This is a genomic window from Micromonospora sp. NPDC047738 (assembly GCF_040642675.1).
In the GTDB taxonomy this organism is placed as follows: domain Bacteria; phylum Actinomycetota; class Actinomycetes; order Mycobacteriales; family Micromonosporaceae; genus Micromonospora.
On record NZ_JBEYSO010000037.1, the window covers coordinates 1 to 25,096 of the forward strand.

23 protein-coding genes and 1 pseudogene are annotated in these 25,096 nt (G+C 73.1%); 10 read left to right on the forward strand and 14 right to left on the reverse strand.

Annotated features, from left to right (window positions below):
- A pseudogene (locus ABZ783_RS32730) lies at window positions 1-91 on the forward strand (phytochelatin synthase); the annotation flags it as partial.
- A 106-nt stretch (window positions 92-197) separates the two neighbouring features.
- Here the strand turns inward: ABZ783_RS32730 and ABZ783_RS32735 are convergent.
- Together ABZ783_RS32735 and ABZ783_RS32740 are read right to left on the reverse strand one after the other, a co-directional pair.
- Window positions 198-854 (reverse strand): DedA family protein, encoded by a 657-nt coding sequence (locus ABZ783_RS32735; RefSeq protein ID WP_357445396.1) that lies wholly within the window; start codon window positions 852-854, stop codon window positions 198-200.
- Window positions 855-1,075: 221 nt separating this feature from the next.
- Complete coding sequence (locus tag ABZ783_RS32740) at window positions 1,076-1,432, reverse strand: glyoxalase (protein WP_073837993.1); 357 nt, start codon at window positions 1,430-1,432, stop codon at window positions 1,076-1,078.
- A 158-nt stretch (window positions 1,433-1,590) separates the two neighbouring features.
- Here ABZ783_RS32740 and ABZ783_RS32745 point away from each other — a divergent pair, with 158 nt between their 5' ends.
- Window positions 1,591-4,446, forward strand: a complete 2,856-nt coding sequence (locus tag ABZ783_RS32745) for an aconitate hydratase (RefSeq protein ID WP_357445398.1) — start codon at window positions 1,591-1,593, stop codon at window positions 4,444-4,446.
- A gap of 93 nt (window positions 4,447-4,539) precedes the next feature.
- Here ABZ783_RS32745 and ABZ783_RS32750 read toward each other — a convergent pair whose 3' ends face one another.
- Window positions 4,540-4,965, reverse strand: coding sequence for a roadblock/LC7 domain-containing protein (locus ABZ783_RS32750; protein WP_357445401.1), 426 nt, complete (start codon window positions 4,963-4,965; stop codon window positions 4,540-4,542).
- Between the two features lie 66 nt (window positions 4,966-5,031).
- Window positions 5,032-5,196 carry a hypothetical protein gene (locus ABZ783_RS32755; RefSeq protein WP_357445404.1) on the reverse strand — a complete coding sequence of 55 codons (165 nt, stop codon included), beginning with the start codon at window positions 5,194-5,196 and terminating at the stop codon, window positions 5,032-5,034.
- 363 nt (window positions 5,197-5,559) lie between these two features.
- On the opposite strand from ABZ783_RS32755, the gene ABZ783_RS32760 reads away from it, so the two are divergent.
- Window positions 5,560-5,808 carry a DUF2630 family protein gene (locus ABZ783_RS32760; RefSeq protein WP_357445407.1) on the forward strand — a complete coding sequence of 83 codons (249 nt, stop codon included), beginning with the start codon at window positions 5,560-5,562 and terminating at the stop codon, window positions 5,806-5,808.
- A 105-nt stretch (window positions 5,809-5,913) separates the two neighbouring features.
- Here the strand turns inward: ABZ783_RS32760 and ABZ783_RS32765 are convergent, their stop codons facing one another.
- From ABZ783_RS32765 to ABZ783_RS32775, 3 genes are all read right to left on the reverse strand, one after another.
- Entirely contained in the window at window positions 5,914-6,843 is a 930-nt protein-coding gene (locus ABZ783_RS32765; protein ID WP_357445410.1) for an RIO1 family regulatory kinase/ATPase, read from the reverse strand.
- A 177-nt stretch (window positions 6,844-7,020) separates the two neighbouring features.
- A complete protein-coding gene (locus ABZ783_RS32770) occupies window positions 7,021-7,665 on the reverse strand; it encodes an HAD family hydrolase (protein WP_357445413.1) in 645 nt (214 codons plus the stop codon).
- 57 nt (window positions 7,666-7,722) lie between these two features.
- On the reverse strand, window positions 7,723-8,565 hold the full coding sequence (locus ABZ783_RS32775) for a carbon-nitrogen hydrolase family protein (protein ID WP_357445416.1): 843 nt from the start codon (window positions 8,563-8,565) through the stop codon (window positions 7,723-7,725).
- Window positions 8,566-8,667: 102 nt separating this feature from the next.
- On the opposite strand from ABZ783_RS32775, the gene ABZ783_RS32780 reads away from it, so the two are divergent.
- From ABZ783_RS32780 to mug, 6 genes are all read left to right on the forward strand, one after another.
- Window positions 8,668-9,240: a TetR/AcrR family transcriptional regulator gene (locus ABZ783_RS32780; protein WP_073837960.1), complete on the forward strand. Its 573-nt coding sequence runs from the start codon at window positions 8,668-8,670 to the stop codon at window positions 9,238-9,240.
- A 104-nt stretch (window positions 9,241-9,344) separates the two neighbouring features.
- Window positions 9,345-10,265 (forward strand): TIGR04222 domain-containing membrane protein, encoded by a 921-nt coding sequence (locus ABZ783_RS32785; RefSeq protein WP_357445420.1) that lies wholly within the window; start codon window positions 9,345-9,347, stop codon window positions 10,263-10,265.
- A gap of 23 nt (window positions 10,266-10,288) precedes the next feature.
- Window positions 10,289-11,107 (forward strand): DUF692 domain-containing protein, encoded by an 819-nt coding sequence (locus ABZ783_RS32790; RefSeq protein ID WP_357445522.1) that lies wholly within the window; start codon window positions 10,289-10,291, stop codon window positions 11,105-11,107.
- Window positions 11,104-11,655, forward strand: a complete 552-nt coding sequence (locus ABZ783_RS32795) for a hypothetical protein (RefSeq protein WP_357445423.1) — start codon at window positions 11,104-11,106, stop codon at window positions 11,653-11,655. The genes ABZ783_RS32790 and ABZ783_RS32795 overlap by 4 nt, the downstream gene beginning before the upstream one ends.
- 32 nt (window positions 11,656-11,687) lie before the next feature.
- Window positions 11,688-12,449, forward strand: a complete 762-nt coding sequence (locus ABZ783_RS32800) for an SDR family oxidoreductase (RefSeq protein ID WP_357445426.1) — start codon at window positions 11,688-11,690, stop codon at window positions 12,447-12,449.
- Window positions 12,446-13,129 carry a G/U mismatch-specific DNA glycosylase gene (gene mug, locus ABZ783_RS32805; RefSeq protein ID WP_357445429.1) on the forward strand — a complete coding sequence of 228 codons (684 nt, stop codon included), beginning with the start codon at window positions 12,446-12,448 and terminating at the stop codon, window positions 13,127-13,129. Before ABZ783_RS32800 ends, mug begins: the two co-directional genes overlap by 4 nt.
- 31 nt (window positions 13,130-13,160) lie before the next feature.
- Here mug and ABZ783_RS32810 read toward each other — a convergent pair whose 3' ends face one another.
- From ABZ783_RS32810 to ABZ783_RS32825, 4 genes are all read right to left on the reverse strand, one after another.
- Entirely contained in the window at window positions 13,161-15,143 is a 1,983-nt protein-coding gene (locus ABZ783_RS32810) for an ABC transporter ATP-binding protein (protein ID WP_357445525.1), read from the reverse strand.
- 115 nt (window positions 15,144-15,258) lie between these two features.
- A complete protein-coding gene (locus ABZ783_RS32815) occupies window positions 15,259-16,026 on the reverse strand; it encodes an enoyl-CoA hydratase/isomerase family protein (RefSeq protein ID WP_357445432.1) in 768 nt (255 codons plus the stop codon).
- Window positions 16,027-16,072: 46 nt separating this feature from the next.
- Window positions 16,073-16,300, reverse strand: coding sequence for a helix-turn-helix domain-containing protein (locus tag ABZ783_RS32820; RefSeq protein ID WP_007462679.1), 228 nt, complete (start codon window positions 16,298-16,300; stop codon window positions 16,073-16,075).
- Window positions 16,301-16,546: 246 nt separating this feature from the next.
- Window positions 16,547-18,154, reverse strand: a complete 1,608-nt coding sequence (locus tag ABZ783_RS32825; RefSeq protein ID WP_357445435.1) for an ABC-F family ATP-binding cassette domain-containing protein — start codon at window positions 18,152-18,154, stop codon at window positions 16,547-16,549.
- 246 nt (window positions 18,155-18,400) lie between these two features.
- Here ABZ783_RS32825 and ABZ783_RS32830 point away from each other — a divergent pair, with 246 nt between their 5' ends.
- Window positions 18,401-19,315: a neutral zinc metallopeptidase gene (locus ABZ783_RS32830; protein ID WP_357445438.1), complete on the forward strand. Its 915-nt coding sequence runs from the start codon at window positions 18,401-18,403 to the stop codon at window positions 19,313-19,315.
- Between the two features lie 122 nt (window positions 19,316-19,437).
- Here ABZ783_RS32830 and ABZ783_RS32835 read toward each other — a convergent pair whose 3' ends face one another.
- From ABZ783_RS32835 to ABZ783_RS32845, 3 genes are all read right to left on the reverse strand, one after another.
- The gene (locus tag ABZ783_RS32835) at window positions 19,438-20,091 is read right to left on the reverse strand and encodes an acVLRF1 family peptidyl-tRNA hydrolase (RefSeq protein WP_357445441.1); all 654 of its coding nucleotides are present in this window, start codon (window positions 20,089-20,091) and stop codon (window positions 19,438-19,440) included.
- Between the two features lie 95 nt (window positions 20,092-20,186).
- Complete coding sequence (locus ABZ783_RS32840) at window positions 20,187-23,897, reverse strand: M12 family metallo-peptidase (protein WP_357445444.1); 3,711 nt, start codon at window positions 23,895-23,897, stop codon at window positions 20,187-20,189.
- A 371-nt stretch (window positions 23,898-24,268) separates the two neighbouring features.
- On the reverse strand, window positions 24,269-24,895 hold the full coding sequence (locus ABZ783_RS32845; protein ID WP_357445447.1) for a LysE family transporter: 627 nt from the start codon (window positions 24,893-24,895) through the stop codon (window positions 24,269-24,271).
- Window positions 24,896-25,096: the final 201 nt, after the last annotated feature.

Here is a 25,096-nt window from a genome sequence, read left to right on the forward strand (position 1 = left end):
CGACTCCGCCAACCCGAACACCGCCTCCTACCGGATCACCGTCGACAACCTCGCCGACTGGATCGCCACCCGCGGCTACTCGGCCTCCTGACACATGAGATAACCCGAAGGGCCGGCCCCCACCAGGGGCCGGCCCTTCGACACACCCAGAAACGGCCGACCCCCAACAACAGGGCCGGCCCTTCGGCGTCTCCGGGTCAGTGGTCGCTGCCAGCGCGTACCGGCGCGGCCTCGGCGGCCGGCTCCGCCGACTGCAGCCGGTGGGCCCGGCGCCGCAGCCACCAGGTGCTGGCCACGCCGGCGAGCACGGCGAGCGCCAGGCCCGCCCAGGAGATGTCCTTGAGCCAGTGCTCGGCCGCCCGGCCCACGGTGAACAGCAGGTACGTGGTGCCGAACGCCCAGACCAGACCGCCGGCCGCGTTGGCCAGCAGGAACCGGCGGTACGGCACGTGCAGCGCGCCGGCCAGGGGGCCGGCGAGGATCCGCAGCAGCGCCACGAACCGGCCGAAGAAGACCGCCCAGACGCCGTGCCGGGCGAAGCTCTGCTCGGCGCGGGCGAGGTGCGCCGGGCCGAGATGGCGGGGGAAGCGCCGGCCCAGCCGTTCGAGCAGGGGGCGTCCACCGCGCCGGCCCACCGCGTACCCGACGGAGTCCCCGACGATGGCGCCGGCCGCGGCGGCGGTGGCCACCCAGTGCGGCTCCACCACCCCGGTGGCGGCGAGCAGTGCGGAGCTGACCAGCACGATCTCGCCGGGCAGCGGAACGCCCATGCTCTCGACGCCGATCACTCCGGCGACGATCAGGTAGACCACGCCCGGGGGAAGCGCGGACAGCCAGTGTTGTACGTCGAGCACCCGCCACCCCTTCCGGTCCGGCCTCGAACCCTACCCCCGGGTGCCAGGTGTCGGCGGTCCGCTCAGCCGGCCACCACCCGGCCGGGCCACCCGGCCCGACGCCGCAGGGCACCGCTCGTCGGTGACGTGCCGTCGAGGTCGCCGGACCGCTGTGACAGCCATGACGTTCCACCGACCCGCGTCCGCTCGGGCAGGGCGGTCGGCGATGGGCGGTGGGCGTGTCAGGCGGCGGGGGCGAGGAACTCCAGGCGGTTGCCGTGCGGGTCGTGGGTGTGGAACCGGCGCATGCCGGGGATCTCCTCGTCGCCCCAGAACACGGGGTGGCCGGCGGCGACCAGCCGGGCGGCGAGCGCGTCGAGGTCGGGGCGGAGCAGGGCCGGGTGCGCCTTGCGGGCGGGCCGGAAGTCGTCCTCGACGCCGAGGTGCAGCTCCGCGCCGTACCCGGTGAACCAGCAACCACCGCGGGCGGCGAGAACGGGCGGCTTGGCCTTCTCGACGAGGCCGAGCAGGCCGACGTAGAAGGCCCGGGACGTCTCCTCGGAGCCCCGTGGGCAGGCGAGCAGGACGTGATGGATCATGATGGCACCTCCTCGTCCCGAACCCTGGCACGAGGTTGCGCGAATAGCAAGACGGACGTACGGTTTTGTTGAGCGCCGGGCGCAGGTAAGTGTCGCCTAACCACGGCAACACCTGGGCCGGTGCGACAGACTGCTCAGGACTACTCACGGTCGCTGGTGTGAAGGAGTACGACGTGGCGAGCCTCGACACCTTCGGTGCGAAGACCCAGCTACGCGTCGGAGACGCGAGCTACGAGATTTTCAAGATCGGCAAGGTGGAGGGCCACGACCGGCTGCCCTACAGCTTGAAGATCCTGCTGGAGAACCTGCTGCGGACGGAGGACGGCGCGAACATCACCGCCGACCACATCCGGCAGCTCGGCGCCTGGGACCCCACCGCCGACCCGAGCGTGGAGATCCAGTTCACCCCGGCCCGGGTGCTGATGCAGGACTTCACCGGCGTGCCCTGCGTCGTGGACCTGGCCACCATGCGAGAGGCGGTCCGCGACCTCGGCGGCGACGCCACCAAGGTGAACCCGCTCGCCCCGGCCGAGCTGGTCATCGACCACTCCGTCATCGCCGACCTGTTCGGCCGCGAGGACGCCTTCCAGCGCAACGTCGAGCTGGAGTACGAGCGCAACAAGGAGCGGTACCAGTTCCTGCGCTGGGGCCAGACCGCGTTCAACGAGTTCAAGGTCGTCCCGCCGGGCACCGGCATCGTGCACCAGGTCAACATCGAGTACCTGGCCCGTACGGTCATGGAGCGCAACGGCCAGGCGTACCCGGACACGGTCGTCGGCACCGACTCGCACACCACCATGGTCAACGGCCTGGGCGTGCTGGGCTGGGGCGTCGGCGGCATCGAGGCCGAGGCGGCGATGCTCGGCCAGCCGGTCAGCATGCTGATCCCGCGGGTCGTCGGCTTCAAGCTCTCCGGTGAGATGCCGGCCGGCACCACCGCCACCGACCTGGTGCTCACCATCACCGAGATGCTGCGCAAGCACGGCGTGGTCGGCAAGTTCGTCGAGTTCTACGGCCCGGGCGTGAGCGCGGTGCCGCTGGCCAACCGGGCCACCATCGGCAACATGTCCCCGGAGTACGGCTCCACCGTGGCGATCTTCCCGATCGACGCCGAGACCGTCCGCTACCTGGAGCTGACCGGCCGCGACCCGCAGCAGGTCGCGCTCGTCGAGGCGTACGCCAAGGAGCAGGGCCTCTGGCACGACCCGGCCCGCGAGCCGGAGTACTCGGAGCGCCTGGAGCTGGACCTCGGCACCATCGAGCCGTCCCTGGCCGGTCCCCGGCGCCCGCAGGACCGGGTGCCGCTGGGCAGCGCCAAGACGCTGTTCCGCTCCGCGCTGACCGACTACGTGGCCGAGGAGGCCGCCGGCGTGGCGAAGGAGCTCAGGCCGGGCGTGGCGCGCGAGCAGCTGCCCCGCGGCGCCGCCGGCCCGGCCGACGAGGCCAGCGCCGAGTCGTTCCCGGCCAGCGACCCGCCGGCCAACGAGTTCAGCGACCCGGCCGACGAGCCGCGCGACCTGGAGACCGCCGCGGCGGGTGCCGGTGGCCGCGCCACCAACCCGATCCGGGTCACCGGCGCCGACGGCGTCGAGTACGAGCTGGACCACGGCGCCGTGGTGATCGCGGCGATCACCTCCTGCACCAACACCTCCAACCCGCAGGTCATGATCGGCGCCGCGCTGCTGGCCCGTAACGCCGTGGAGAAGGGCCTGTCCCGCAAGCCGTGGGTGAAGACCACCCTGGCACCGGGCTCCAAGGTCGTCATGGACTACTACGACCGGGCCGGCCTCACCCCTTACCTGGAGAAGCTCGGCTTCAACCTGGTCGGCTACGGCTGCACCACGTGCATCGGCAACTCCGGCCCGCTGCCGGAGGAGGTCTCCGCCGCGGTCAACGAGGGTGACCTCGCCGTCGTCTCGGTGCTGTCCGGCAACCGGAACTTCGAGGGCCGGATCAACCCGGACGTCAAGATGAACTACCTGGCGTCCCCGCCGCTGGTGGTCGCGTACGCGCTCGCCGGCACCATGGACATCGACCTGGCCAACGAGCCGATCGGCGAGGACAGCCAGGGCAACCCGGTGTTCCTGCGGGACATCTGGCCGAACAGCGCCGAGATCCAGGACGTCATCGCCTCGGCGATCGGCGCCACCGGCTTCAGCTCCGCGTACGCCGACGTCTTCGCCGGCGACGAGCGGTGGCAGTCGCTGCCGACCCCGACCGGTGACACCTTCGCCTGGGCCGGCGAGTCCACCTACGTCCGCAAGCCCCCGTACTTCGAGGGCATGGCGAAGGACCCGAAGCCGGTGCGGGACATCGCCGACGCCCGAGTGCTGGCCAAGCTGGGCGACTCCGTGACCACCGACCACATCTCCCCGGCCGGTTCGATCAAGGCGGACTCCCCCGCCGGCAAGTACCTGGCCGAGCACGGCGTGCCGCGGCACGAGTTCAACTCGTACGGCTCCCGCCGGGGCAACCACGAGGTGATGATCCGGGGCACCTTCGCCAACATCCGGCTGCGCAACCAGCTCGTCCCCGGCGTCGAGGGCGGCTTCACGGTCAACCACCTGACCGGCGAGCAGACCTCGATCTACGACGCCGCGATGGCCTACCAGGAGGCGGGCGTCCCGCTGGTCATCCTGGCCGGCAAGGAGTACGGCTCCGGCTCGTCCCGCGACTGGGCGGCCAAGGGCACCATGCTGCTCGGGGTCAGGGCGGTCATCGCCGAGTCGTACGAGCGGATCCACCGCTCGAACCTGATCGGCATGGGGGTGCTGCCGCTGCAGTTCCCGGTCGACACCACCGCCGAGTCGCTGGGGCTCACCGGCACGGAGACCTTCTCCATCGCCGGCGTGACCGCGCTGAACGACGGCGAGACCCCGCGTACGGTGAAGGTAACCACCGACACCGGCGTGGAGTTCGACGCCGTGGTCCGGATCGACACCCCCGGTGAGGCGGACTACTACCGACACGGCGGCATCCTGCAGTACGTGCTGCGTCGCATGATCGCCAGCTGACGACGTACCCCAGAACGGGCCCCTTCCCGCGCGTGCGGGGAGGGGCCCGTCGACGTCGTACGGGGACTCGTCAGTCGGCTGCGGTCCGACCGGTCATCGCGCCGGGCTCTCCCCCGTGGCCGGTTCCCGGGTCGGCGTGGCGACGAACCGGCCCACCCGGGTGACCAGCATCGCCATCTCGTACGCGATCAGGCCGACGTCGGCGTCCTCGGCGGCCAGCACGGCCAGGCAGGCGTTGCGCCCGGCCGCCGTGACGAAGAGGAACGACGACTGCATCTCGATGATCGTCTGCTGCACCTGGCCGCCGCCGAAGCGCTTGCCCGCGCCCCGGGCCAGGCTCTGGATGCCGGCCGCCATCGCCGCCAGGTGCTCGCCGTCGTCCCGGCTCAGCCCCCGGGACGCGGCCATCAACAGGCCGTCGGTGGAGAGCGCCACGGCATGTTCCGCCTGCTTGACCCGGCCGACCAGGTCATCCAGCAGCCACGTCAGATCCGCGCTCGAAGCCGTCTGCTGCCCCACTCGTCGTCCTCTTTTCCCCTGCTGGTGTGCCGTGCTCGTCTGGGATGCGCCGGTGCGGCGTTCCCGTCAGGTCGCCTGCTCGTGCGCGATGCCCGGCCCACGGCCCACCGCGCCGGTCTCGGCCTGGCGGGTGACCGTCAACGGCGCGTCCACCGTGCTGCGTCCCATGCGGACGGCCGGCGACAGCCGCGCCGGCAGTCGCTCCCGGTCACCCGCCGGCAGTTCGGACACGGCCGCGGTCCCGCCAGCGCCTGCGTCACGGTCACCGCGTCGTACCCGGATGCCCGGGCGCCGAGCACGTCGACGCTGTCCCGGCCGAGTCTGGGCAGGCCCGAGGCGCGGCCGGCGACGCGAGCAGGGCGAACAACCTGGTACGGAGACTCCTACCACGGGAACCCATCACACCATCCTGGCGGGCCATTTCGGTCACGTGCCCGATGGCGTACATCGACCCATCCGATCGACACCGGCGCACGGTAGCAGCGTCCGGACCTTCGCTCAAGCGAACCTGATCATGGCGCTGGGAGCCGGCCCGGCGGCGCGCAGCGAGGAGAACCCGGGCGCGGCACCGCCCCCTGTGCCAAGCTTCGGGGCATGGACGACAAGACCATCCTGAACCGGATCTCCGAACTCGTCGACGAGGAGCACCGGCTGCGCGCGGCCGCGCAGGAGAACGAGGCCGGCACCGACGACACGGCCCGGGAGCGGCTGCGGGCCCTGGAGGAGTCCCTCGACCAGTGCTGGGACCTGCTGCGCCGCCGCCGGGCGGCCCGCCAGGCGCACGGTGACCCGGACGCCCAGGGCGCACGCCCGGTCCCGGAGGTCGAGCGCTACCTCCAGTGATCGGCGGTCCCGGCGGCGCCTGGCAGTGGCAGCGCCGGCGGCCGGACCGACGGACCACGCACCGGCGTCCCGGGCGGGACAGCACCCGCCCGGGACGCGGCGCGCTCAGCGGATCCCCGCCTCCTGCAGCAGCAACTCGGTCAGCTCGACCGGGTCGGTGTCCGCGGCGGGCAGGCCCCGGGCGGTGAACCAGCTGCCGACCACCCGGACGTCCCGGGCCAGGAACTCCGGCCCCTGCGGGTTGGCCACCACGTCGACCACCTGCGGCAGGTCGATCATGACCAGCCGCCCCCGGTGCACCAGCAGGTTGTACGGGGACAGGTCGCCGTGCGCGTACCCGGCCCGGGCCAGCACGACCAGGGCGTCAACCAGTTGCTCCCACAGGTCGCGCAGCTCGGCGCCCTCGGGACGGAGCTGGGCCAGCCGCGACGCGGCCTGCCCCTCCTCGGCGTCCCCGACGAACTCCAGCATCAGTTCGGTGCCCAGCAGCTGGACCGGGTACGGCACGGCGATCCGCCCGGAGGCGGCGCCGATCTCCCAGAGCCGGGCCAGGGCGGCGAACTCGGCCGCCGCCCACTGCCCGGCGATCATCTGCCGGCCGAACGCGGTCCGCCCGGCCATCGCCCGGTTCTCCCGGGACCGCCGGACCCGGCGCCCCTCCAGATAGCCGGCATCACGGTGGAAGAGCCGGTGCTGGGCGTCCCGGTAGCGCTTGGCCGCCAGCAGGCAGGAGCGGTCGGTACCAGGCACCGCACGGCGGACCAGATGGACGTCCGCCTCCTTGCCGGTCTTCAGCACGCCGAGTTCGGTATCCTTCGCGGCCAGCTCAGTGACCAGCCACGCGGGATACGGCTCGGGCCCGTGCACGGCCTCGTCCCAGGAGGACCAGCGGTCCTCAGGGTCGGGCTCGTCCTCGGGTTCGGCGAGGGCCGGCTCGGCGTGCCGGCCCCGCTTCAGGAAGTACGGTTCGTCGTCGTCGAAGCGGCTCTTGCCGCGGCCACGGCGCTGCGGCGCCGGGAAGTCGTTATCACGCACGGGTGGGTTGATCCTTCGATCGAGGCTGGTGGAGGCAGGTGGAACGACCCTGCAAAGACGGCCATGACCGACCTCCTCTCCTCGACCGGGCACCGCCCGGCTGCGCCCTCGCGCGGCACCATGCTCACCACCGGACGCGGGCGGGTCAACCGATTTACGCCGCGCGGGTGACGGCGGTCAGCCCGCCAGTACGGCGGCCACCGCGGCGATCAGCCCGTCCACCGTGCGGGTGGGGGCGAACCGGTTGTCCGACCAGCGGCGGCCGCGGTGCAGCCAGACGCTGGGCAGGCCGACCGAGGTCGCCCCGCCGATGTCCGCCTCCGGGCTGTCCCCGACCACCCAGGCGCCGCGCAGCGGCATCCGGGCCCGCTGGGCGGCGAGCGCGAAGATCCTCGGGTTGGGCTTGCTGACCCCGGCCTCCTCGGAGATCACCCAGTCGGCGACGTACCGGTCGAGGCCGGTGCGGCGGATCTTCGCGTCCTGCTGGCGTACCGCGCCGTTGGTGACCACCACCGGCACCCAGCCGGCGTCGTCGGCGATCCGCAGCGCACAGGCGACCAGCGGGTCCAGCCGGGTGTGGGCCACCACCCCCTCGTGCAGCTCCTCGACCAGGTCGATGGAGGGGATCCGCAGCTCGTACCGGTCGCGGATGGCGTCGGCGACATCCCACCGGTCGGTCAGTCCGTCCGCGTCGACGGAGACCAGCCAGTCGAGGTCGGTGGGCGGGGCGCCGATGCCGTCCAGGAAGCGCTTACCCCAGGCGCGGAACGGCCCATCCCGGTCCAGCACGGTGTTGTCCAGATCGAGCAGGAGCAACGGCACGCGGAGACCTTACGGGACCAAGGTGTCCGGCCGACAGGGCCCGGCGACCGCGCCTTGTCAGGCGCGCAGGGCCACCCGCGGAAGCCCCTGGTCCGCGGGGCGGTCGGTGAGCATGGTGTGCGCGGCGCGGGTGGCCGCCAGCGCGGCCGGGTCGAGAGTGGCCACCAGCACGTCCTCCCCGGTGTCCGCGCCCCGGGCGAGAGGTCGGCCCTCCGGGTCGTACACCGCGGCGCCGCCGTTGAACCGCCACGGGTCGGCGCCGTCGACCGCGTTGGCGAAGACCACGTACATGGTGTTGTCCAGGGCCCGGGCGGCGTAGTAGAGGTCGCGGCGGTGCTCTGAGCCGGCCAGGTAGCCGCTCGGGCAGAGGTAGCCGTGTGCGTCGTCGGCGGCGGCGGCCCGGCCGTGCTCGGGGAAGCAGCCGTCGTAGCAGATGCCGAGACCGAACCGCCAGTCGTCGACCAGCAGGGTGGCGCCGCGCCGGCCGGGGTCGAACAGCTCGCGTTCGCCGCCCCAGAGCTGCTGCTTGTCGTACGCCGCCCGCACCGCGCCGGCCGGGTCGACCACCAGCGAGGAGATGGTGCGCCGCCCGTCGGGGTGCCGGACCGCCGCCCCGACCACCACGGTCGTCCCGCCGTCCCGGGCGGCCTGGCGCAGCGGGTCGAGCCGCGGGTCGTCGACCCGGCCGTCCGCGTCGGCCGCCACGTGGGTGCCGGTCGGGTCGGCCGCGAGGGTCGGCGGGTGGTAGGCGGGCAGGAACAGCTCCGGCAGCACGACGATCCGGGTGCCGGCGGCCCGGCCGACGAGGCGGGCGGCGGTGGCGGCGTTGCCGGCGACGTCGCCGGGGACCGGCTCGGCCTGCACGGCGGCCACGGTCAGCGGGTGGGCGGGCACGGTCATGGGCCGATCCTACGGGCGGGGCCCCGGAACGATCATGCGGAGGCGCATCTCAAGCCGTACGTACGGTTTGCATCGGCGGGACCCACCTGGGACGATCGGTCCGTGCCCAGAGTAAGCCAGGACCAGCTCGACGCGCGCCGGCAGGAGATCCTCGCCGCCGCGCGCGCCTGTTTCGCCCGGCACGGCTACGAGGGCGCCACGGTCCGCCGCCTGGAGGAGGCCACTGGGCTGTCCCGCGGTGCCATCTTCCACCACTTCCGCGACAAAGACTCGCTCTTCCTCGCCGTCGCCGAGGACGACGCGGCGGTCATGGTGGAGACGGTCGCCCGCAACGGCCTGGTCCAGGTGATGCGGGACCTGCTGGCCCGGGCGGTCTCCCCGGACACCACCGGCTGGCTCGGCAGCCAGCTGGAGGTCTCCCGGCGGCTGCGGACCGACCCGGCGTTCGCCAAGCGCTGGGCGGAACGCTCGGCGGCGATCGCGGAGGCCACCCGGGAACGCCTGCTCCGCCAGCGGGAGGCGGGGGTGCTCCGCGACGACGTGCCGATCGACGTGCTGGCCCAGTTCCTGGAGCTGGCGTACGACGGGTTGGTGCTGCACCTGGCGATGGGCCGCCCGGCCGGCGACCTGGGGCGGGTGCTCGACCTGGTCGAGGAGGCGGTCCGCCGCCACTGACCGCCCGCGCCGTATCTCGGTCCGGTAACTCGGTCGACGGGCCGGCTGCCTCCTGGCGGGTCTGCTCCACAATGGGCCGCGACCCCCTCGCGACAGGAGCAGAGATGACCATCCTCGCCGCACCGGGCGACACCTGGGGCATCGCCGGCCCCGTCTTCCTGCGCTGGTACCTCCTCGCCGCGGCCGTGCTGGTCGTGGGGACCCTGGTGCACCGGTTCCGCGCCCTGGCCGGCACTCCGGTCGACGGGGGCGCCGCGCAGCTCGGGCCGCAACAGGCCGCGCACCTCAACGGCGGCGACCAGCTGGCGGTCTGGACGGCGCTCGGCGGGCTGCGCCACGCCGGCGTGGTGACCGTGACCCCCGACCGGCGGCTCACCACCGCCGGCTCACTGCCGGCCGGGGTCACCCCGCTCGACCAGGCCATCTACAACGCCGCCGCGCGCGGCGTGCACTCCCGGGAGCTACGCCACGACGAGTGGGTCACCCGCGCCCTGGAGCAGCTCCGCGACGGCCTCCAGCAGCGCGGCCTGGCGCTCGGACCGGAGCAGCGGAACGCCCTGCGGCGCGGGCCGATGCTGATCGCCGCCCTCCTGGCGCTCGGGGTGATCCGGGCGTTCGTCGGCCTGTCCAACGGCCGGCCGGCCGGCTTCCTCCTGCTCAGCCTGGTACCGCTGTTCATCGCCTTCCTGCTGCTCGCCCGGGCGCCCCGGCGGACCCGCGCCGCCGACCGGGCGCTGCACGAGCTGCGCAACCGGCACACCTGGCTGCGACCTTCCGCCGCACCCGCGTACGCCACGTACGGCCCGTCTGCCGCGGCGATGGGCGTGGCGCTGTTCGGCACCGCCACCATCTGGGCCATGGATCCGGGCTTCGCCGACCAGGCCGAGATCCAGCGCCAGGCGCTCGGCGCGAGCGGCGCCGGCTCGGCCGGTTCGAGCAGCTCCTGCAGCAGCGGGAGCTCGTGCGGCGGGGGCAGTTCCTGCGGGGGCGGCGGCGGGTGCGGTGGCGGCGGGTGCGGCGGATGACCCGCGCTTCGCCGGCCCCCACCCTGACCGGGCCGTACGGGGTCGGCGTCGGGTGGCGACCGGAGATCGCCGGATTCGTGGCCGGCCTGCCCGGGCTGCGCTTCGTCGAGGTGGTGGCGGAGACGGTCAACCCGGCCGGCCCGCTTTCCGACGGCCTCGCCGAGCTGTGCGAGCGCGGGGTCACCGTCGTACCCCACGGGGTGAAGCTCTCCCTCGGCGGTGCGGAGCCGGTCGACCGGGCCCGGCTGGCGCACCTGGCCGGCGTGGCCGCGGCGGTGAACGCCCCGCTGGTCAGCGAGCACATCGCGTTCGTCCGGGCCGGCGGTCTGGAGGCCGGTCACCTGCTGCCGCTGCCGCGCAGCCGGGAGGCGGTCGCCGCGGTGGTGGCGAACGTGCGGCGGGCGCAGGCTGAGCTGCCGGTGCCGCTCGCCCTCGAGCCGATCGCCGCGCTCTTCGACTGGCCGGACGACGAGCTGGACGAGGCCGACTTCCTCACCGAGATCCTCGACGCCACCGGGGCGCTGCTGCTGCTCGACCTCGCCAACGTGCACGCCAACGCCCGTAACCGGGGCGGCGACCCCCGCGCGCTGCTGGACCGGCTGCCGCTGGACCGGGTCGCCTACGTCCACGTGGCCGGCGGCGCCGAGCAGGGCGGCTTCTACCACGACACGCACACCGACCCCGTCCCCGTCGAGGTGCTCGATCTGGTCGGTGAGCTGTGCGCCCGGCGCCGGCCCCCGGCGCTGCTGCTGGAACGCGACGGCCACTACCCGCCCGCCGCCGAGCTGCGCGGCGAGCTGGACGCGCTCGCCGCCGCCTCCGGGTACCCGGTGGTCACATGACCCGCACCCGCCGCGACCGCGCCGCCGGGGCGGATCCGGCCGCCCCGGGCGCGACGCGACCCGCCGCTCCCCCGGCCGCGCCCGGTGCCGCCCCGGCCGATGCGGGCGAGGGCCTGGCCGCGCGGCAGGCGGAGCTGGTCGCGGCGCTGGTCGCCGGTGGGCCGCTGCCGCCCGGGTTCGCCCCCGGGCCGGTGGCGGCGGCCCGCCAGGCCCTGCTGCGCAAACGCGCGGGCGACGTGGCCCGGCACTGGCCGCTGCTCGCCGCCGGCCTCGGCGCCGGCTGGTCGGCCACGTTCGCCGAATGGGCGGCCGGCCGGCCGACCAACGGGTCGCTGCGCGACGGCTGGGACCTGGCCCGGGAGCTGCGCGACCACGACAGGCTGCCGGCGCTGGGCGCGGAGGAGCTGGCCAGCCGCGAGGCCGCCACCCGCTACGACGGCCGCACCACCCCCCGCCCCCGCCGGCTGCCGGCCGTCGCCCGGGCCGGCGGCGCCGTCGCGGTGCAGCTCGCCGGTCGGGTACGCCTGCTCCGCCCGGCCCACCGCTGACAGCCGGTCCCGGGTACGGCAGGATCGGACACATGGATCTCGGACTCGCCGACCGGGTGTACGTGCTGACCGGCGCCTCCCGTGGCCTCGGCTTCGCCACCGCCGAGCAACTCGTCGCCGACGGGGCACGGGTGGTGATCTCCGCCCGCACCCCGGAACGGGTGACCGCAGCGGTCGAAGCGCTCGGCGGGCCGGAGCGGGCGATCGGCCTGGTTGCCGACCTGACCGACCCGGGTGCCCCGGAGCGGTTGGTCGCGCTGGCGTGCGAGCGGTTCGGCCAGCTCGACGGGGCACTGATCTCGGTGGGCGGGCCCCCGCCGGGCAGCGCCGCCCGGGTGACCGACGAACAGTGGCGGGAGTCCTTCGAGACGATCTTCCTGGGCAGTGTCCGCACCGCCCGTAAGGTCGCCGCCGCCCTCCCCGACGGAGGCGTGATCGCGCTGGTCCTCTCCACCTCGGCGCGGAGCCCGCTGCCCGGTCTCGGCATCTCCAACGGCCTGCGCCCCGGTCTGGCCGGCGTGGCCAAGGACATCGCCGACGAGTACGGACCGCGCGGGGTACGGGTGGTCTCGCTGCTACCGGGGCGGATCATGACCGACCGCAACAAGGAACTCATGGCGGCCAGCGGCAACCCGGAGCGCGCCCGGGCCGAGGCGGAGGCCGACATCCCGCTGCGCCGGCTCGGCGATCCGGCCGAGTTCGGCCGGGTCGCGGCGTTCCTGCTCTCCCCGGCCGCCAGCTACGTGACCGGGGTGACCGTGCCGGTCGACGGCGGCGCGCTGCGCGGGCTGTGACGGCAGGGCGACGCCGGCCCGGGGCGGGCCCGCCGGACGGGGCCCGGACCGCGGCCGGTGCGCGCCGGGCGGGGGCATCCCGCGCCGGCGGGGACAGCCCGGGCCGGACAGCCGAGCCGCCGGCCGCACCGCCGTATCCCCGCCCGACGAAGGAGCAGCTCGCGGCGGCCGCCGGCAGGCTATTGCCGGACCTGATCGCGCCCGGCCTGGACGTGCTCTTCGTCGGAATCAACCCGGGGCTCTGGTCGGCGGCCACCGGCTGGCACTTCGCCCGGCCGGGCAACCGGTTCTGGCCGGCGCTGCACCGGGGCGGCTTCACCCCGCGCCAGCTGCACCCCAGCGAGCAGGAGGCGCTGCCCGCCCTCGGCCTGGGCATCACCAACATGGTGGCCCGCGCCACCGCCCGCGCCGACGAGCTGACCGCCGAGGAGCTGGTACGCGGCGCGGAGGTGCTGACCGGCAAGGTCGAGCGGTACCGGCCGCGCTGGGTGGCGGTGGTCGGGGTGACCGCGTACCGGGTGGGGTTCGCGCGGCCGAAGGCCGGCTTCGGCCCGCAGCCGGAGCCACTCGGCGGCGCCCGGCTGTGGGTGCTGCCCAACCCCAGCGGGTTGAACGCGCACTTCACGCCGGAGACGCTCGGCGCCGCCTTCGGCGAGCTGCACGCGGCGACGAACGCCTGAGGAGCCGCTCTGGTCGGCGCCGAGTCTCCGGCTAGTTGGCCGCGGCCGGCGGCAGCGCCTCCTGCGCCACGTACGTGCCGAGCGGCACGGTGGTGACCACCGGCTCCGGCTGGTCCGGCTCGGCGTACGGGGCCGGCGAGTCGGCCACCGCGAACTGGGTGCGGTAGAGCTCGGCGTAGAGGCCGCCCACGGCGACCAGTTCCTCGTGCCGGCCGCGCTCGACGATCCGCCCCTCGTCGAGGACGAGGATCTGGTCGGCGTCCCGGACGGTGGAGAGCCGGTGCGCGATCACCAGGGCGGTACGCCCGGTCAGCGCCACGGACAGCGCCCGCTGCACCGCCGCCTCGCTCTCCGAGTCGAGGTGGGCGGTGGCCTCGTCGAGGATGACGATCGACGGGGCCTTGAGCAGCAGCCGAGCGATGGCGATGCGCTGCTTCTCGCCGCCGGAGAAGCGGTAGCCGCGCTCACCGACCGTGGTGTCGAGCCCGTCGGGCAGGGAGCGGACCAGGTCGGCCACCTGCGCGCCGGCCAGGGCCGCCCAGATCTCGTCGTCGGTGGCGTCCGGCTTGGCGTACCGCAGGTTCTCCCGGATGGTCTCGTGGAACAGGTGGGAGTCCTGGGTGACCACGCCGATCTCGTCGCGCAGCGAGGCGAGGGTGGCGTCCCGGACGTCGACGCCGCCGACCAGCACCTGCCCGTCGGAGACGTCGTAGATCCGGGAGATCAGCATGGACAGCGTCGACTTGCCGGCGCCGGAGGGACCGACCAGGGCCACCATCTGCCCGGGCTCGACGCTGAACGAGACGCCCTTGAGCACCGGCTCGTTGACCGTCCGGTCCAGCGTGGCGACCTCTTCCAGCGAGGCCAGCGACACTTCGGCGGCGCTCGGGTAGCGGAACCGCACATCCCGGAACTCGACCCGGCCGCTGCCCCGGGGCACCGGCACCGCGGCGGGCTTCTCCTCGATGCCGGGCCGCAGGTCGAGCACCTCGAAGACCCGGTCGAAGGAGACCAGCGCGCTCATCACGTCGACCCGGACGTTGGAGAGCGCGGTGAGCGGCCCGTAGAGCCGGGTGAGCAGCAGCGCGAGCTTGACCACGGTGCCGGCGCTGACCGCGCCGGTGACGGCGAGCCACCCGCCCAGGCCGTACGTGAGGGCCTGCGCGAGGGAGGCGACCAGCAGCATGGCCACGAAGAAGGTCCGCGAGTACATGGCGGACTGGATGCCGATGTCCCGGACCCGCTCCGCGCGGCCGGCGAACCGGCGTGCCTCCTCCTCGGGCGAGCCGAAGAGCTTGACCAGCAGCGCGCCGGCCACCCCGAACCGCTCGGTCATCGTCGCGTTCATCTTCGCGTCGAGGTTGTACGACTCGCGCGTGATCTCGGCGAGCCGCCGGCCGACCCGGCGGGCCGGGATGATGAAGATCGGCAGCAGCACCAGCGCCAGCAGGGTGATCTGCCAGGAGAGGATGAGCATCGCGCCGGCGGTGAGCACCAGCTGGATGACGTTGCTGACCACCCCGGACAGGGTGGAGGTGAACGCCCGCTGGGCGCCGAGCACGTCGTTGTTGAGCCGGCTGACCAGCGCACCGGTCTGGGTGCGGGTGAAGAACTGCAGCGGCATCCGCTGGACGTGGTCGTAGACCCGGGTCCGCAGGTCGAGGATGATGCCCTCGCCGATCCGGGCCGAATACCAGCGCTGGGCCAGGGAGAAGAGCGCGTCGGCGACGGCCAGCGCGGCGATGATCAGGGCGAGCCGGACCACCGTCGAGCGCGCGTCGGGACCGCCCTTGGCGATCGCGTCGATGACGTCACCGGCGAGCAGCGGGGTGGCCACCCCGACCACCGCGGCGATCACCACGGTGAGCAGGAAGATGACGATGTCGCGCCGGTACGGCCGGGCGAACGCGACGATCCGCTTGGCGGTGCCGTGCTTGAGCTGGTGGGTGGAAACCTGATCGCGGTCACGCATCGACCGGAGCATGCTCCAGCCGCCCATGCCGCCACCGGCCATCGGGTTGGACACTCGTCACCTCCGGGTCGTCGAGCAGCCCTGAACCGTCGGGTCAATTCTCCCGACGACTACGACAACCTCGTGAGTAACCCGGATCTTCCCGTACGGTCCTTACTTATTCTCCCCGCCCGGCCAGGTCGCGCAGTCGGCGGGTCTGCGCCTCCCGTTCGGCCCGCTGCTGCTCCGCGTGGCTGCGCTCGGCGGCGCCGGCGAGCAGCGCCTTGATCTCCACGATCGCGTCCCGGTTGTTGGCCAGCAGGCCGGCGGCCAGGTCCCGCACGGTGGCGTCCAACTCAGCGGTCGGCACCACGAGGGTGGCCAGCCCGATCCGGTCCGCCTCGGCGGCGTCCATCCGGCGACCGGTGGCGCAGACCTCGAGGGCCCGGGAGTAGCCGACCAGATCGAGGAGGCGCTTGGTGCCGGCCAGGTCGGGCACCAGGCCGAGGGTCACCTCGGCCATCGAGAGCACGGCGTCCTCGGCGAGCACCCGCAGGTCACAGGCGAGGGCGAGCTGGAACCCGGCGCCGATCGCGTACCCCTGCACGGCCGCGATGGAGATCACGTCCGGGCGGTGCAGCCAGGTGAAGCCGGCCTGGAAATCGGCGATCCGGTCCGCGCACTCCTGCTCCGGCAGCGTGGCGAGCTCGGCGAAGGAGCCCGGGCCGGCGGCGCCGGCCACCGACAGGTCGAGACCGGCGGAGAAGGCCCGCCCCTCGCCGCGTACGACCACGACCCGGACGTCGCCGGGCAGATCGCGGGAGAAGTCGCTCATCGCGCGCCACATCGCCGGGGTCTGCGCGTTGAGCACGTCGGGCCGGCACAACGTCACCGTCGCAACCGGCCCGTCGCAGTCGAGTCGCACTCCGGTCGTTGCGGAGGTCACGGGACCATCCGGAGTACAACGCTGATGGACGACGCTGGTGAGCGGGTCACGCCTTCTTGCGACGCCGGGCACCGCCACGCTGCCGCAGCTGCACCCCGGACTCGGTGAGCACCCGGTGAATGAACCCGTAGGAACGGCCGGTCGAGGCCGCGAGCGCACGGATACTCTCACCCGAGGTGTACCGCTTTACCAGGTCCTTGGCGAGCGTCTGGCGCTCGGCTCCGACGATCCGGCGACCTTTCTCAGTGCTGGTGGCTGTGCCGGTGGCTGCCATGCTGATCCCTCACGTCCCAGACTGTGCGGTTCGGATACGGTCCCACCTATTAGACCGCCTCGAACGATCATGCGCCAGATATCAACTAATCGCCAACCGACACGCTATGCAATGTCAGCTTCCCGATAGAGTGATGCTACTGACCGGTCAGGTGGCTCCGCCCGGCTGGATCATGGTGAGCCGTCCGGCCGGCCGATCCGTCCACTCCCTCGGGTGACCGGTCTGCTCGGCTGCCCCGGGGTCGGATCAGGCCAGTTCGACGAGTTCGAGAAGGTCGTCGCTCCACGCGTCCTCGTCGCCGTCGGGCAGCAGGATGGCGCGGTCGGGCTTCAGCGCCGTCACCGCGCCGGGGTCGTGGGTGACCAGCACGATCGCGCCGGGATAGCGGGCGATCGCGTCGAGCACCTGCTCCCGGCTGACCGGGTCGAGGTTGTTGGTCGGCTCGTCGAGCAGCAGCACGTTGGCGCCGGAGCAGACCAGGGTGGCCAGGGCCAGCCGGGTCTTCTCGCCGCCGGAGAGCACCCCGGCCGGCTTGTCGACGTCCTCGCCGGAGAAGAGGAACGCGCCGAGGATCTTGCGCAGGTCGGTGTCGCTCTGCTCCGGGGCGGCGCTGCGCATGTGATCCAGGATCGTCCGCTCCACGTCCAGGGTCTCGTGCTCCTGGGCGTAGTAGCCGAGCCGCAGCCCGTGGCCGGGGCGCACCTCGCCGGTGTCCGGCTCCAGCAGGCCGCCGAGCATCCGCAGCAGGGTGGTCTTGCCGGCGCCGTTGAGGCCGAGGATGGCCACCCGGGAGCCGCGGTCCACCGCGACGTTGACGTCGGTGAAGATCTCCAACGACCCGTACGACTTGGACAGGCCGGTCGCGGTCAGCGGGGTCTTGCCGCACGGCGCCGGGGTGGGGAACCGCACCTTCGCCACCTTGTCCGCGACGCGTACCTCCTCCAGGCCGCTCAGCAGCTTCTCGGCCCGGCGGGCCATGTTCTGCGCGGCCACCGTCTTGGTCGCCTTGGCCCGCATCTTGTCGGCCTGGGCCATCAGCGCGCCGGCCTTCTTCTCGGCGTTGGCCCGCTCCCGGCGGCGGCGCCGCTCGTCGGTCTCCCGCGCCTCCAGGTACGCCTTCCAGCCCAGGTTGTAGACGTCGACCACGGACCGGGTGGCGTCCAGGAACCAGACCTTGTTGACCACCGCCTCGAGCAGCGAGGCGTCGTGGGAGATCACGATCAGGCCGCCCTTGTGGTTGGCCAGGAAGCCGCGCAGCCAGGTGATCGAGTCGGCGTCCAGGTGGTTGGTGGGCTCGTCGAGCAGCAGGATGCCGCCGCCGTTCTCGCCCGCGTCCCGGAACAGGATCCGGGCCAGTTCGATGCGGCGCCGCTGACCGCCGGAGAGGGTGCCGATGGTCTGCGCCAGGGCCCGGTCGGGCAGCCCGAGGTTGGCGCAGATCCGGGCCGCCTCGGCCTCGGCCGCGTAGCCGCCGAGCGAGGCGAACTGGTCCTCCAGCGCGCCGTAGCGGCGGACCAGGCGCTCGTCGTCGGCGCCCTCGGCGAGCTTCGCCTCCAGCTCCTTCATCTGCGCCATCAGCACGTCCAGGCCGCGGGCGGAGAGCACCCGGTCCCGCCCGGTGACGTCCAGGTCGCCGGTACGCGGGTCCTGCGGCAGGTAGCCGATCGCGCTGCGCCGGTCGATCTGCCCGGCGTACGGCTGCCCCTCCCCGGCCAGCACCTTGAGCGTGGTGGTCTTGCCGGCGCCGTTGCGGCCGACCAGGCCGATCCGGTCACCCGGCTGCACCCGCAGCGTGGTGTCGGACAGCAGGATCCGGGAACCGGCGCGCAGTTCCAGGCCGGTGGCAGTGATCATTTCGAGGTACTCGCTCTCGGGGTCCGGAAGGGCTGACTCAGGGCACGCGAAAGCGCCGGCGGGTCATCAGTTCCCGTCGGCGCGGGGCCGTTCAGCCTTCGCAGCGCAGCACGGGGCAAGTGTACCGGGCGTGGCGCTCCCGTCCCGCCGGATTACCGGGCAAGATCATCGGGTAGCGGAAACGCCGTCCGGACCCATTCCGGTACCGCAACCACCACACACGGACGATCGGTGATCGGGGTCAACATGGAGCTGAATGAGAACGCGCGGATCGACACCAGCCAGGTGGAGGATCGGCGAGGGTCCGGCGGAGGCGGCGGGATGGGCATTCCGATCCCGATCGGCGGCGGCCGGGGCGGGATCGTGGGCATCATCATCGCCGTCCTCGTGGCCCTGGTCGGCGGCGGCTTCGGCCTCAACGCGGCGACCAGCGGCGGCGGCTCGGACCAGGGCGACAACACCGCGCTGGAGCAGAAGTGCTCGGCGCAGGACGCGCTCAAGCAGCTCGACTGCCGCAACACCCTCTACGTCAACTCGATCCAGGCGTACTGGCGCACGGCCATGCCGGAGGTCTTCGGCGAGCAGTACCAGCCCTCCAGGACGGTCTTCTTCAGCCAGGCGGTGAGCACCGGCTGCGGCCGGGCCGACTCCGGCGTCGGACCGTTCTACTGCCCGGCCGACGACCTGGTCTACATCGACCTCACCTTCTACCGCCTACTGGCCGACCAACTCGGCGCGGAGGGCGAGTTCGCCCAGCCGTACGTGCTGGCCCACGAGTACGGGCACCACGTGCAGGACCTGCTCGGCACCGAGGCGCAGATGCGCCGCCAGCAGCAGCGCGACCCGAACAACGCCAACGCGCTCTCGGTGAAGTTGGAGCTGCAGGCGGACTGCTACGCGGGCGCCTGGGCGAAGAACGCCACCGGCACCTCGGACGCGCAGGGCCAGAAGATCTTCAAGAGCATCACCGAGCAGGACATCCGGCAGGCGATCGACACCGCCGAGAAGATCGGCGACGACGCGATCCAGAAGCGGGCCGGGCGGCCGGTGAACCCGGACGAGTTCACCCACGGCACCTCCGCGCAGCGCCAGCAGTGGTTCACCAAGGGCTACTCCACCGGCGACCCGAAGGCCTGCGACACCTTCGGCGGCACCCTCTGACGTCGGCACCCGAGCCAGATCACCCTCGATCCGGGATGTAGTGGCCTCGGCATCGCGCTGAGGCCACTACGTCCCGGATTCAGCACGATCTTGTAGCCGGCGCGGCGAGGTGCGGGCTCAGGTTAGTCGCGGTCGGGGTCGCGGACCAGGACGTGCACCGCGCGGGCCGCGGCGATCGCGTTGACCAGCACCGCGTGCCGGGGTTCCGGCACGTCGAGCAGCCGGTCGGCGCGCAGCGCCGCGAGCGGGGCCAGCCGGCGGTCGGCCAGCACCGTGTCCACCGCCCGGCGGTCACCACCGCCGACCAGGGCGGCCAGGGTCGCCGCCTCCGGCAGCAGCAGGCGTACCGCCAGCTCCACCGCATCGCCCAGGGCCGCCTTGGCCTGGTTGTCCCGCCGCCGGGCGAAGCGCTGCTGCGACCAGCCACCCGCGGCGGTGCGGCCCTGCACGTAGCGGGTGTCCACCTTGGAGACGACCAGCTCGGTCCCCTCGGCGACGCCGACCGCCACCGCGCCCTTGCGGGCCAGCAGCAGGCCGAGCCGGCGAGGCGCGCCGACGGCGGCCACGAACCCGGGTACGTCGGCGCCCGGCGGGGCGCCGGGCGGGGTGTGCAGCTCGGCGGTCGCGCCGTCCGGGGCGGCGAGCAGCAGGCCGTACCCCTGGACGGTGGTGGTGGGTGGGCCGTGCCGGTCGGCGAAGCCCTCGACCCAGCGGGCGACGCGGGTCGGGTCCAGCTCAACCCACCGGCCGCCCCCGGCCGCGGGTCGACTGCTCATGCGACGACGGTACGGCATCGGACATCGTCCCAGCACGGCGGGAAATGGAACGCGGGAGGACACCGAGGTCGGCGTCCTCCCGCGCTACCGGTCGGTCAGTGGACGGTGAGGTTGCCACTCGTCAGGTTGACCTCGGCGGTCCCGTTCCCCGCCCAGTCGGACGAGAAGAGCAGGGCACCGCCGTTCCACAGGGTGACCGCGACGGTGTCGTCCCGGCCCGGGGCGCCCCGGTCGGTCACCGACACCGCCAGCGTCAGACCGCCGGCCACCAGCTTGCCGTTGCTGTCGTACAGGCTGGCCTGGTAGCGCACCTGGGCCACCTTGCCGGCCGAGGTGACGCCGAGCCCGTCAACCGTGCCGGCCTTGATCGTGTAGGACTTTCCGCCGGAGCGGAACGCGATCTCAGCCTGGCCCGAGGCGGCCTTGTTGGCCGTGGCGGGCTTCCCGGTCAGGTCCACCGCGACCTTCGACTGCGCGTCGGCCGGGTACGCCCCCGCCGAGCGGGTGACGGTGATCTCGCCGTCACCGGTCAGGAACCCGCCGTCGGAGGCGGCAACCGTCACCTGCGCGGTGGTGCTGCCGGTGTAGTTGCCCCCGACCGTCGCGGTGACGGTGTGCGCGCCCTCCGAAAGGGTGGCCTCGCACGCCGCGGATGCGCTGGTGGTGTCCGTGCCGAGCAGGTCCAGCACGCCGGTGCAGAGCGGCACGCCACCCTCGGTGAAGGTGACCGTGGCGGTGCGGATGTCACCCGCGGTGGCGTCCGTCGCCGCGGGCAGCACCGAGCCGTCCTGGACGACGGCCCGCAGCAGGGCCTTGCCGGCGGCACCGCTGGTAGCGGTGGTCACCAGCGTGTCGCCGGCCCAGGTCGCCGCCGCGTCCTCGGCGGTGACCGTGACGGTGAACGAGGTGCTGCCGGCCAGGCCGGCGTCGTCGGACACCGTAACGGTGACCGGGTAGTCACCCGGGGCCGCCGTGGTGGTGCCGGTGACCGTCCAGCTCCGGGTACCGGGAAGGGCGTCCGCCGCGGAGGTGCCCGACACGGCCAGGGACAGGCCGGCGGGCAGCCCCGCGGCGGACGCGGTCAGCGCCGCGCCGGCGGTGTCGCCGTCGGTCGCGGTGACGGTGACCGTCGGCGAGAGCGCGTCACTGTACTGGACGCGGGCGCCACTGGCCGGGGCGTCGTTCGAGACCACCGGGGCGGACCGGATGGTGAAGTCGGCGTCGTTGACATCGAAGAAGATGTTGCCGATCGCCTCGATCTTGATCCGGGCCTGCTTGGTCGCCACGTTCGGCAGGGTCACCGTCGCGGTGCCGGTGTTCGCGGTCTGCCCGGCCAGCACGTACGGGAAGGTCAGCCCGCCGTCGGCGGAGAGCGAGATCTTCACCTGGCTGGCGTTCACCGGCGCCCCGTCGGTGCCGGCCACGTCCCAGGTCACCGTCTGGGTCGAGCCACCATCCAGGACGGCGGCGGTGCCCTGCGAGGTGACCAGGAAGGGACCGGCGTTCGGCGCCAGCACGACCGCGACGTCAGCGCTGCCGACACCGCCGCCACCCAGCCGCCCGTCCCGGGCGGTGAGCTTGAAGTGCATGGTCCGGTCGTTGGTGAAGCCGACCCAGTCCCGGGTGGGCAGGAACTCGGAGTAGCAGTCGACGAGCTCGGCCGGCACGTTCGAGGCGCCCCCGGTGGGCGGCGGCGCCGGAGCGGCCGGGCAGGCGCCCGTCTTGGCGTTGGTGTTGCCCGCCAGGATCTGCTTCAGGTCGGGGAACACCCGGGTCGAGTTGGTGGTCACCGCGTTCAGGCCCGGCGAGTGGTACTTCAGGGTGTCGCTCGGCGACACGTACGCCGCCTCGCCGAACACCCGGAACAGCGGACCGTTGGTCTTGGTGTTGTTCACCAGCGCGGTGCCGGCGCTGGCGCCCCGGTCGTTCTGCTCCCACAGGTACGTCACCGTGTCGCCGTCGGAGTCGGTGGCGCTGCCGGTCAGCGCGAACGGGGTACGCACCGGGATGGTGACGGTGCCCGGCACGGTCACCACCGGGGCGTGGTTGGCGGTCTCCTCGACCACGTGGCCGCCGTTGTCGATGGCGCCGCCCTTGGCCGTCTCACCGACGAAACCGGAGGCACCGGAGAAGTTGGTGAGCGCGAGCGAGGCCACGTTGGTGTTGGCCAGCGTGCCGCCGAAGGTCACCTGGAAACCGGTGTCGTTCAGCGTGCCGCTGCCGCCGAAGGCGGCCACCGTGGCGGTCGCGCCGGCCGGCCAGCCGGCGATCCCCTCGATGGCGGCCTTGATGCCGGCGGTGGTGTAGTTGACTCCCCGCACGATCGGCGCCGAGTCGTTGCCGGCGTAGTTGACGGTGAACGAGTCACCGTTGGTGTCGTAGTCGTACAGCGAGACGGTCTGCACCTCGCTGATCGCCGGACGGCTCGACGTGACGTACGTGGTGATCTCGGTGTAGCTGCGGTGCGACCAGTACGGGTCGCTGTGCGGCTGGAGGTTGTCCTGCTGGCAGATGCCGGCGTACGCCATGATGGACGAGCCGCTGCCCGGCTCGTACGAGTTCGCCGCGCTGCGGTTGCCGCCCGAGCAGTTGTACTGGGTGCCGTTGAAGGTGTGGTTGCCGGCGAACTGGTGACCCATCTCGTGCGACACGTAGTCCACCGCGTAGAAATCGCCGATCGGCGTCGGCAGGCCGGTGCAGCCCTGCGCCTTGCTGTTGCCGCCGATCACGCCGAGGCTGGCCACGCCGCCGCCGTTCACGCCCAGGCCGATGTGGCCCACGTCGTAGTTGCTGGCGCCGACGAGCTGGCCGAGCACGATCCGGTTGCGGCTCAGCGTGCTGCTGCCGCACGAGCTGAGCTGCGCCGTGGTGAAGCAGGCCGCCGCACCGCACGGGCCATTCGGCTCGGTGGCCAGCGCCGGGGTGTTCAGGTTGGTCTTGTCGGTGTCGTTGATCAGGACGAGCCGGATCGCGGTCTCGTCCTCGTAGATCTGGGTGACCCGGTTCATCAGGGTGACCTTGGCGGCGGTGACGTTCTCCGCGCCGAAGAAAGTGGCGTAGGAGGGGTCGGTCACCAGCGCCACCCGGTAGGTGCGCAGCTTCACCAGTGGTCCGGCGGGGACCTCCGCCTGGGCCGCGGCGACCTCGTCCTCGAGCGCGTGCGCCGCGGACTCCACGTCCTCCCGCTCGACGAACTCGCCGTGCGGGTTCTCCAGGTCACGGGCGAAGTAGCTCGCGTACAGGCTCTGGTCGAGGTGGTAGTAGGGGTCGATGTACCAGTTGCCGGTCACCGAGCGGACCGAGGCGTGGAAGCCGAGCGGGGTCAGGTCCGCCCGGATGGTCGCGCTCGGGTCGTCCAGGCCCTTGCCGGCGTACGTGGTGATCTCGGGGTGCGCCGCGGCCAGGCCGCCTTCCATCACCGGCGAGTCGACCAGCTCGAAGCGCTGGAACGTCCCGTCGGGCGCCGGCAGCGACACCACCTGCCGCGCGGCGCGCGCCAGGCCGCGGCGCTGCTCCGCCGGTGCCTTGTCCAGCAGACTCTTCATGCTGCCGCGGTCCAACGTGTACGCCGTCAGCCGCTTCGCGTTGACGTTGGCCTTCCGGCCCGCCTTGGTCGACGCCGGCTTGCCGTCGACCTTGTGCCACGGACCGTTGCCGGACGGTGCCGCGGAGGCCGGCGCGGTTGCCGCGAGGGCGGGCAGCGCCGCCGCGGCCAGCACGGCGACCAGGAGGGCAGCGATCCGCCCGCGCCGCGACCGGCTGTCCGGTTTCCGGTCGCGCGGCGGACGTACCAGAGTGATCCTCAAGTCGTCTCCCAGCTCAGTGGAGGGTGGAACCGACCCGCGCCCCGGGGGTGACCGGGCGTACGCGAGTGATTTACGAATTGGTCAGAGACCCTAGGCGCACGACGGACTCCGAACATCACCCGGAAAGCGGATGTGGCTCTGCCAGGACGGCGTCCGGTGCCCGCCCGGCGGGCGGGTATCGGCGCAGGTCACCGTCACCCCGCGCCGGGGCGGGCGACCCGACGACTGAGCACCGGCGGTCGGAGACGGGAGCAAAAACCGTGCTTTCGGTCGGCTGAACCGCCGGTTCGACCGATGCCCGTGTCACAGACCCGCAGGGGTTCCGTCATGAGACTGTCATATTCCAACCGTCCATGATGGTCGGTGACTCGTCACCCGCTGAGCAGCGTGGCGACGGCGAGCGCCGCGATGATGGCGCTGGACAGCAACGCGGTCACCCGGCGCCCACGCGCACCGGTGAGCGCCCGGCCGATCAGCGTGCCACCCCCGGCGATCACCAACTGCCAGCTGCCCGAGGCGAGGAACGCCCCGAGGACGAAGAGCAGGGCGGCACGCGGGCCCGAACCGCTCACATCGCCGCGACCGAGGATCAGGGCCGCGAAGTAGACCACGGTGGCCGGGTTGAGCAGGGTCAGCGCGAGGATCGCGGTGAACGCCCGCACCGGGGTGTCCAGGCCACCCCGTCCGACGGCCGCCCGGGCCGGGACAGCGGGGCGCAGCGCTCGCCAGGCCCCGTGCCCGGCGAGGGCGAGCAGCACCCCGGCGGCGACCCACCGCAGCGGCCCGCCGAACGGCGCGAGCCAGCCGGCCACCGCCGCGCCGCCGAGGGCCGCCACCGCGGCGTAGAGGCCGTCGGCGGTGGCCACCCCGAGCGCCGCCGCCGCGCCGACCCGGAACCCGGTACGCGCGCTGAGCCCGAGGATGAGGATCGCGATCGCGCCGACCGGTATGGCGACGCCGTAGCCGGCGACCAGGCCGGCGAGGAACGCCCCGCTCACGACGGTCGGGGGCGGGTCGAGGCGGACCCGGGCGCGGTGCGCTGTCGAAGCGCGACGGTCGCCGCGCGGACAGGAACCTGCTTCGGGTACGCCTCGATCACCCCGCCATCCTGCGTCCACCCCGCCGGCTCCGCCACCCGATTTCCGCCCCCACACTCCACCGCGCCCCCGGCACCCGAGATCGCGCTAATTCCTGGATGT

Coding starts and splice junctions, on each gene's coding strand:
- ABZ783_RS32740 (WP_073837993.1), bottom strand. CDS start 1,432: ATGATCCATCACGTCCTGCTCGCCTGCCCACGGGGCTCCGAGGAGACG.
- ABZ783_RS32760 (WP_357445407.1), top strand. CDS start 5,560: ATGGACGACAAGACCATCCTGAACCGGATCTCCGAACTCGTCGACGAG.
- ABZ783_RS32775 (WP_357445416.1), bottom strand. CDS start 8,565: ATGACCGTGCCCGCCCACCCGCTGACCGTGGCCGCCGTGCAGGCCGAG.
- ABZ783_RS32785 (WP_357445420.1), top strand. CDS start 9,345: ATGACCATCCTCGCCGCACCGGGCGACACCTGGGGCATCGCCGGCCCC.
- ABZ783_RS32795 (WP_357445423.1), top strand. CDS start 11,104: ATGACCCGCACCCGCCGCGACCGCGCCGCCGGGGCGGATCCGGCCGCC.
- ABZ783_RS32800 (WP_357445426.1), top strand. CDS start 11,688: ATGGATCTCGGACTCGCCGACCGGGTGTACGTGCTGACCGGCGCCTCC.
- ABZ783_RS32810 (WP_357445525.1), bottom strand. CDS start 15,143: ATGGCCGGTGGCGGCATGGGCGGCTGGAGCATGCTCCGGTCGATGCGT.
- ABZ783_RS32820 (WP_007462679.1), bottom strand. CDS start 16,300: ATGGCAGCCACCGGCACAGCCACCAGCACTGAGAAAGGTCGCCGGATC.
- ABZ783_RS32825 (WP_357445435.1), bottom strand. CDS start 18,154: ATGATCACTGCCACCGGCCTGGAACTGCGCGCCGGTTCCCGGATCCTG.
- ABZ783_RS32830 (WP_357445438.1), top strand. CDS start 18,401: ATGGAGCTGAATGAGAACGCGCGGATCGACACCAGCCAGGTGGAGGAT.
- ABZ783_RS32835 (WP_357445441.1), bottom strand. CDS start 20,091: ATGAGCAGTCGACCCGCGGCCGGGGGCGGCCGGTGGGTTGAGCTGGAC.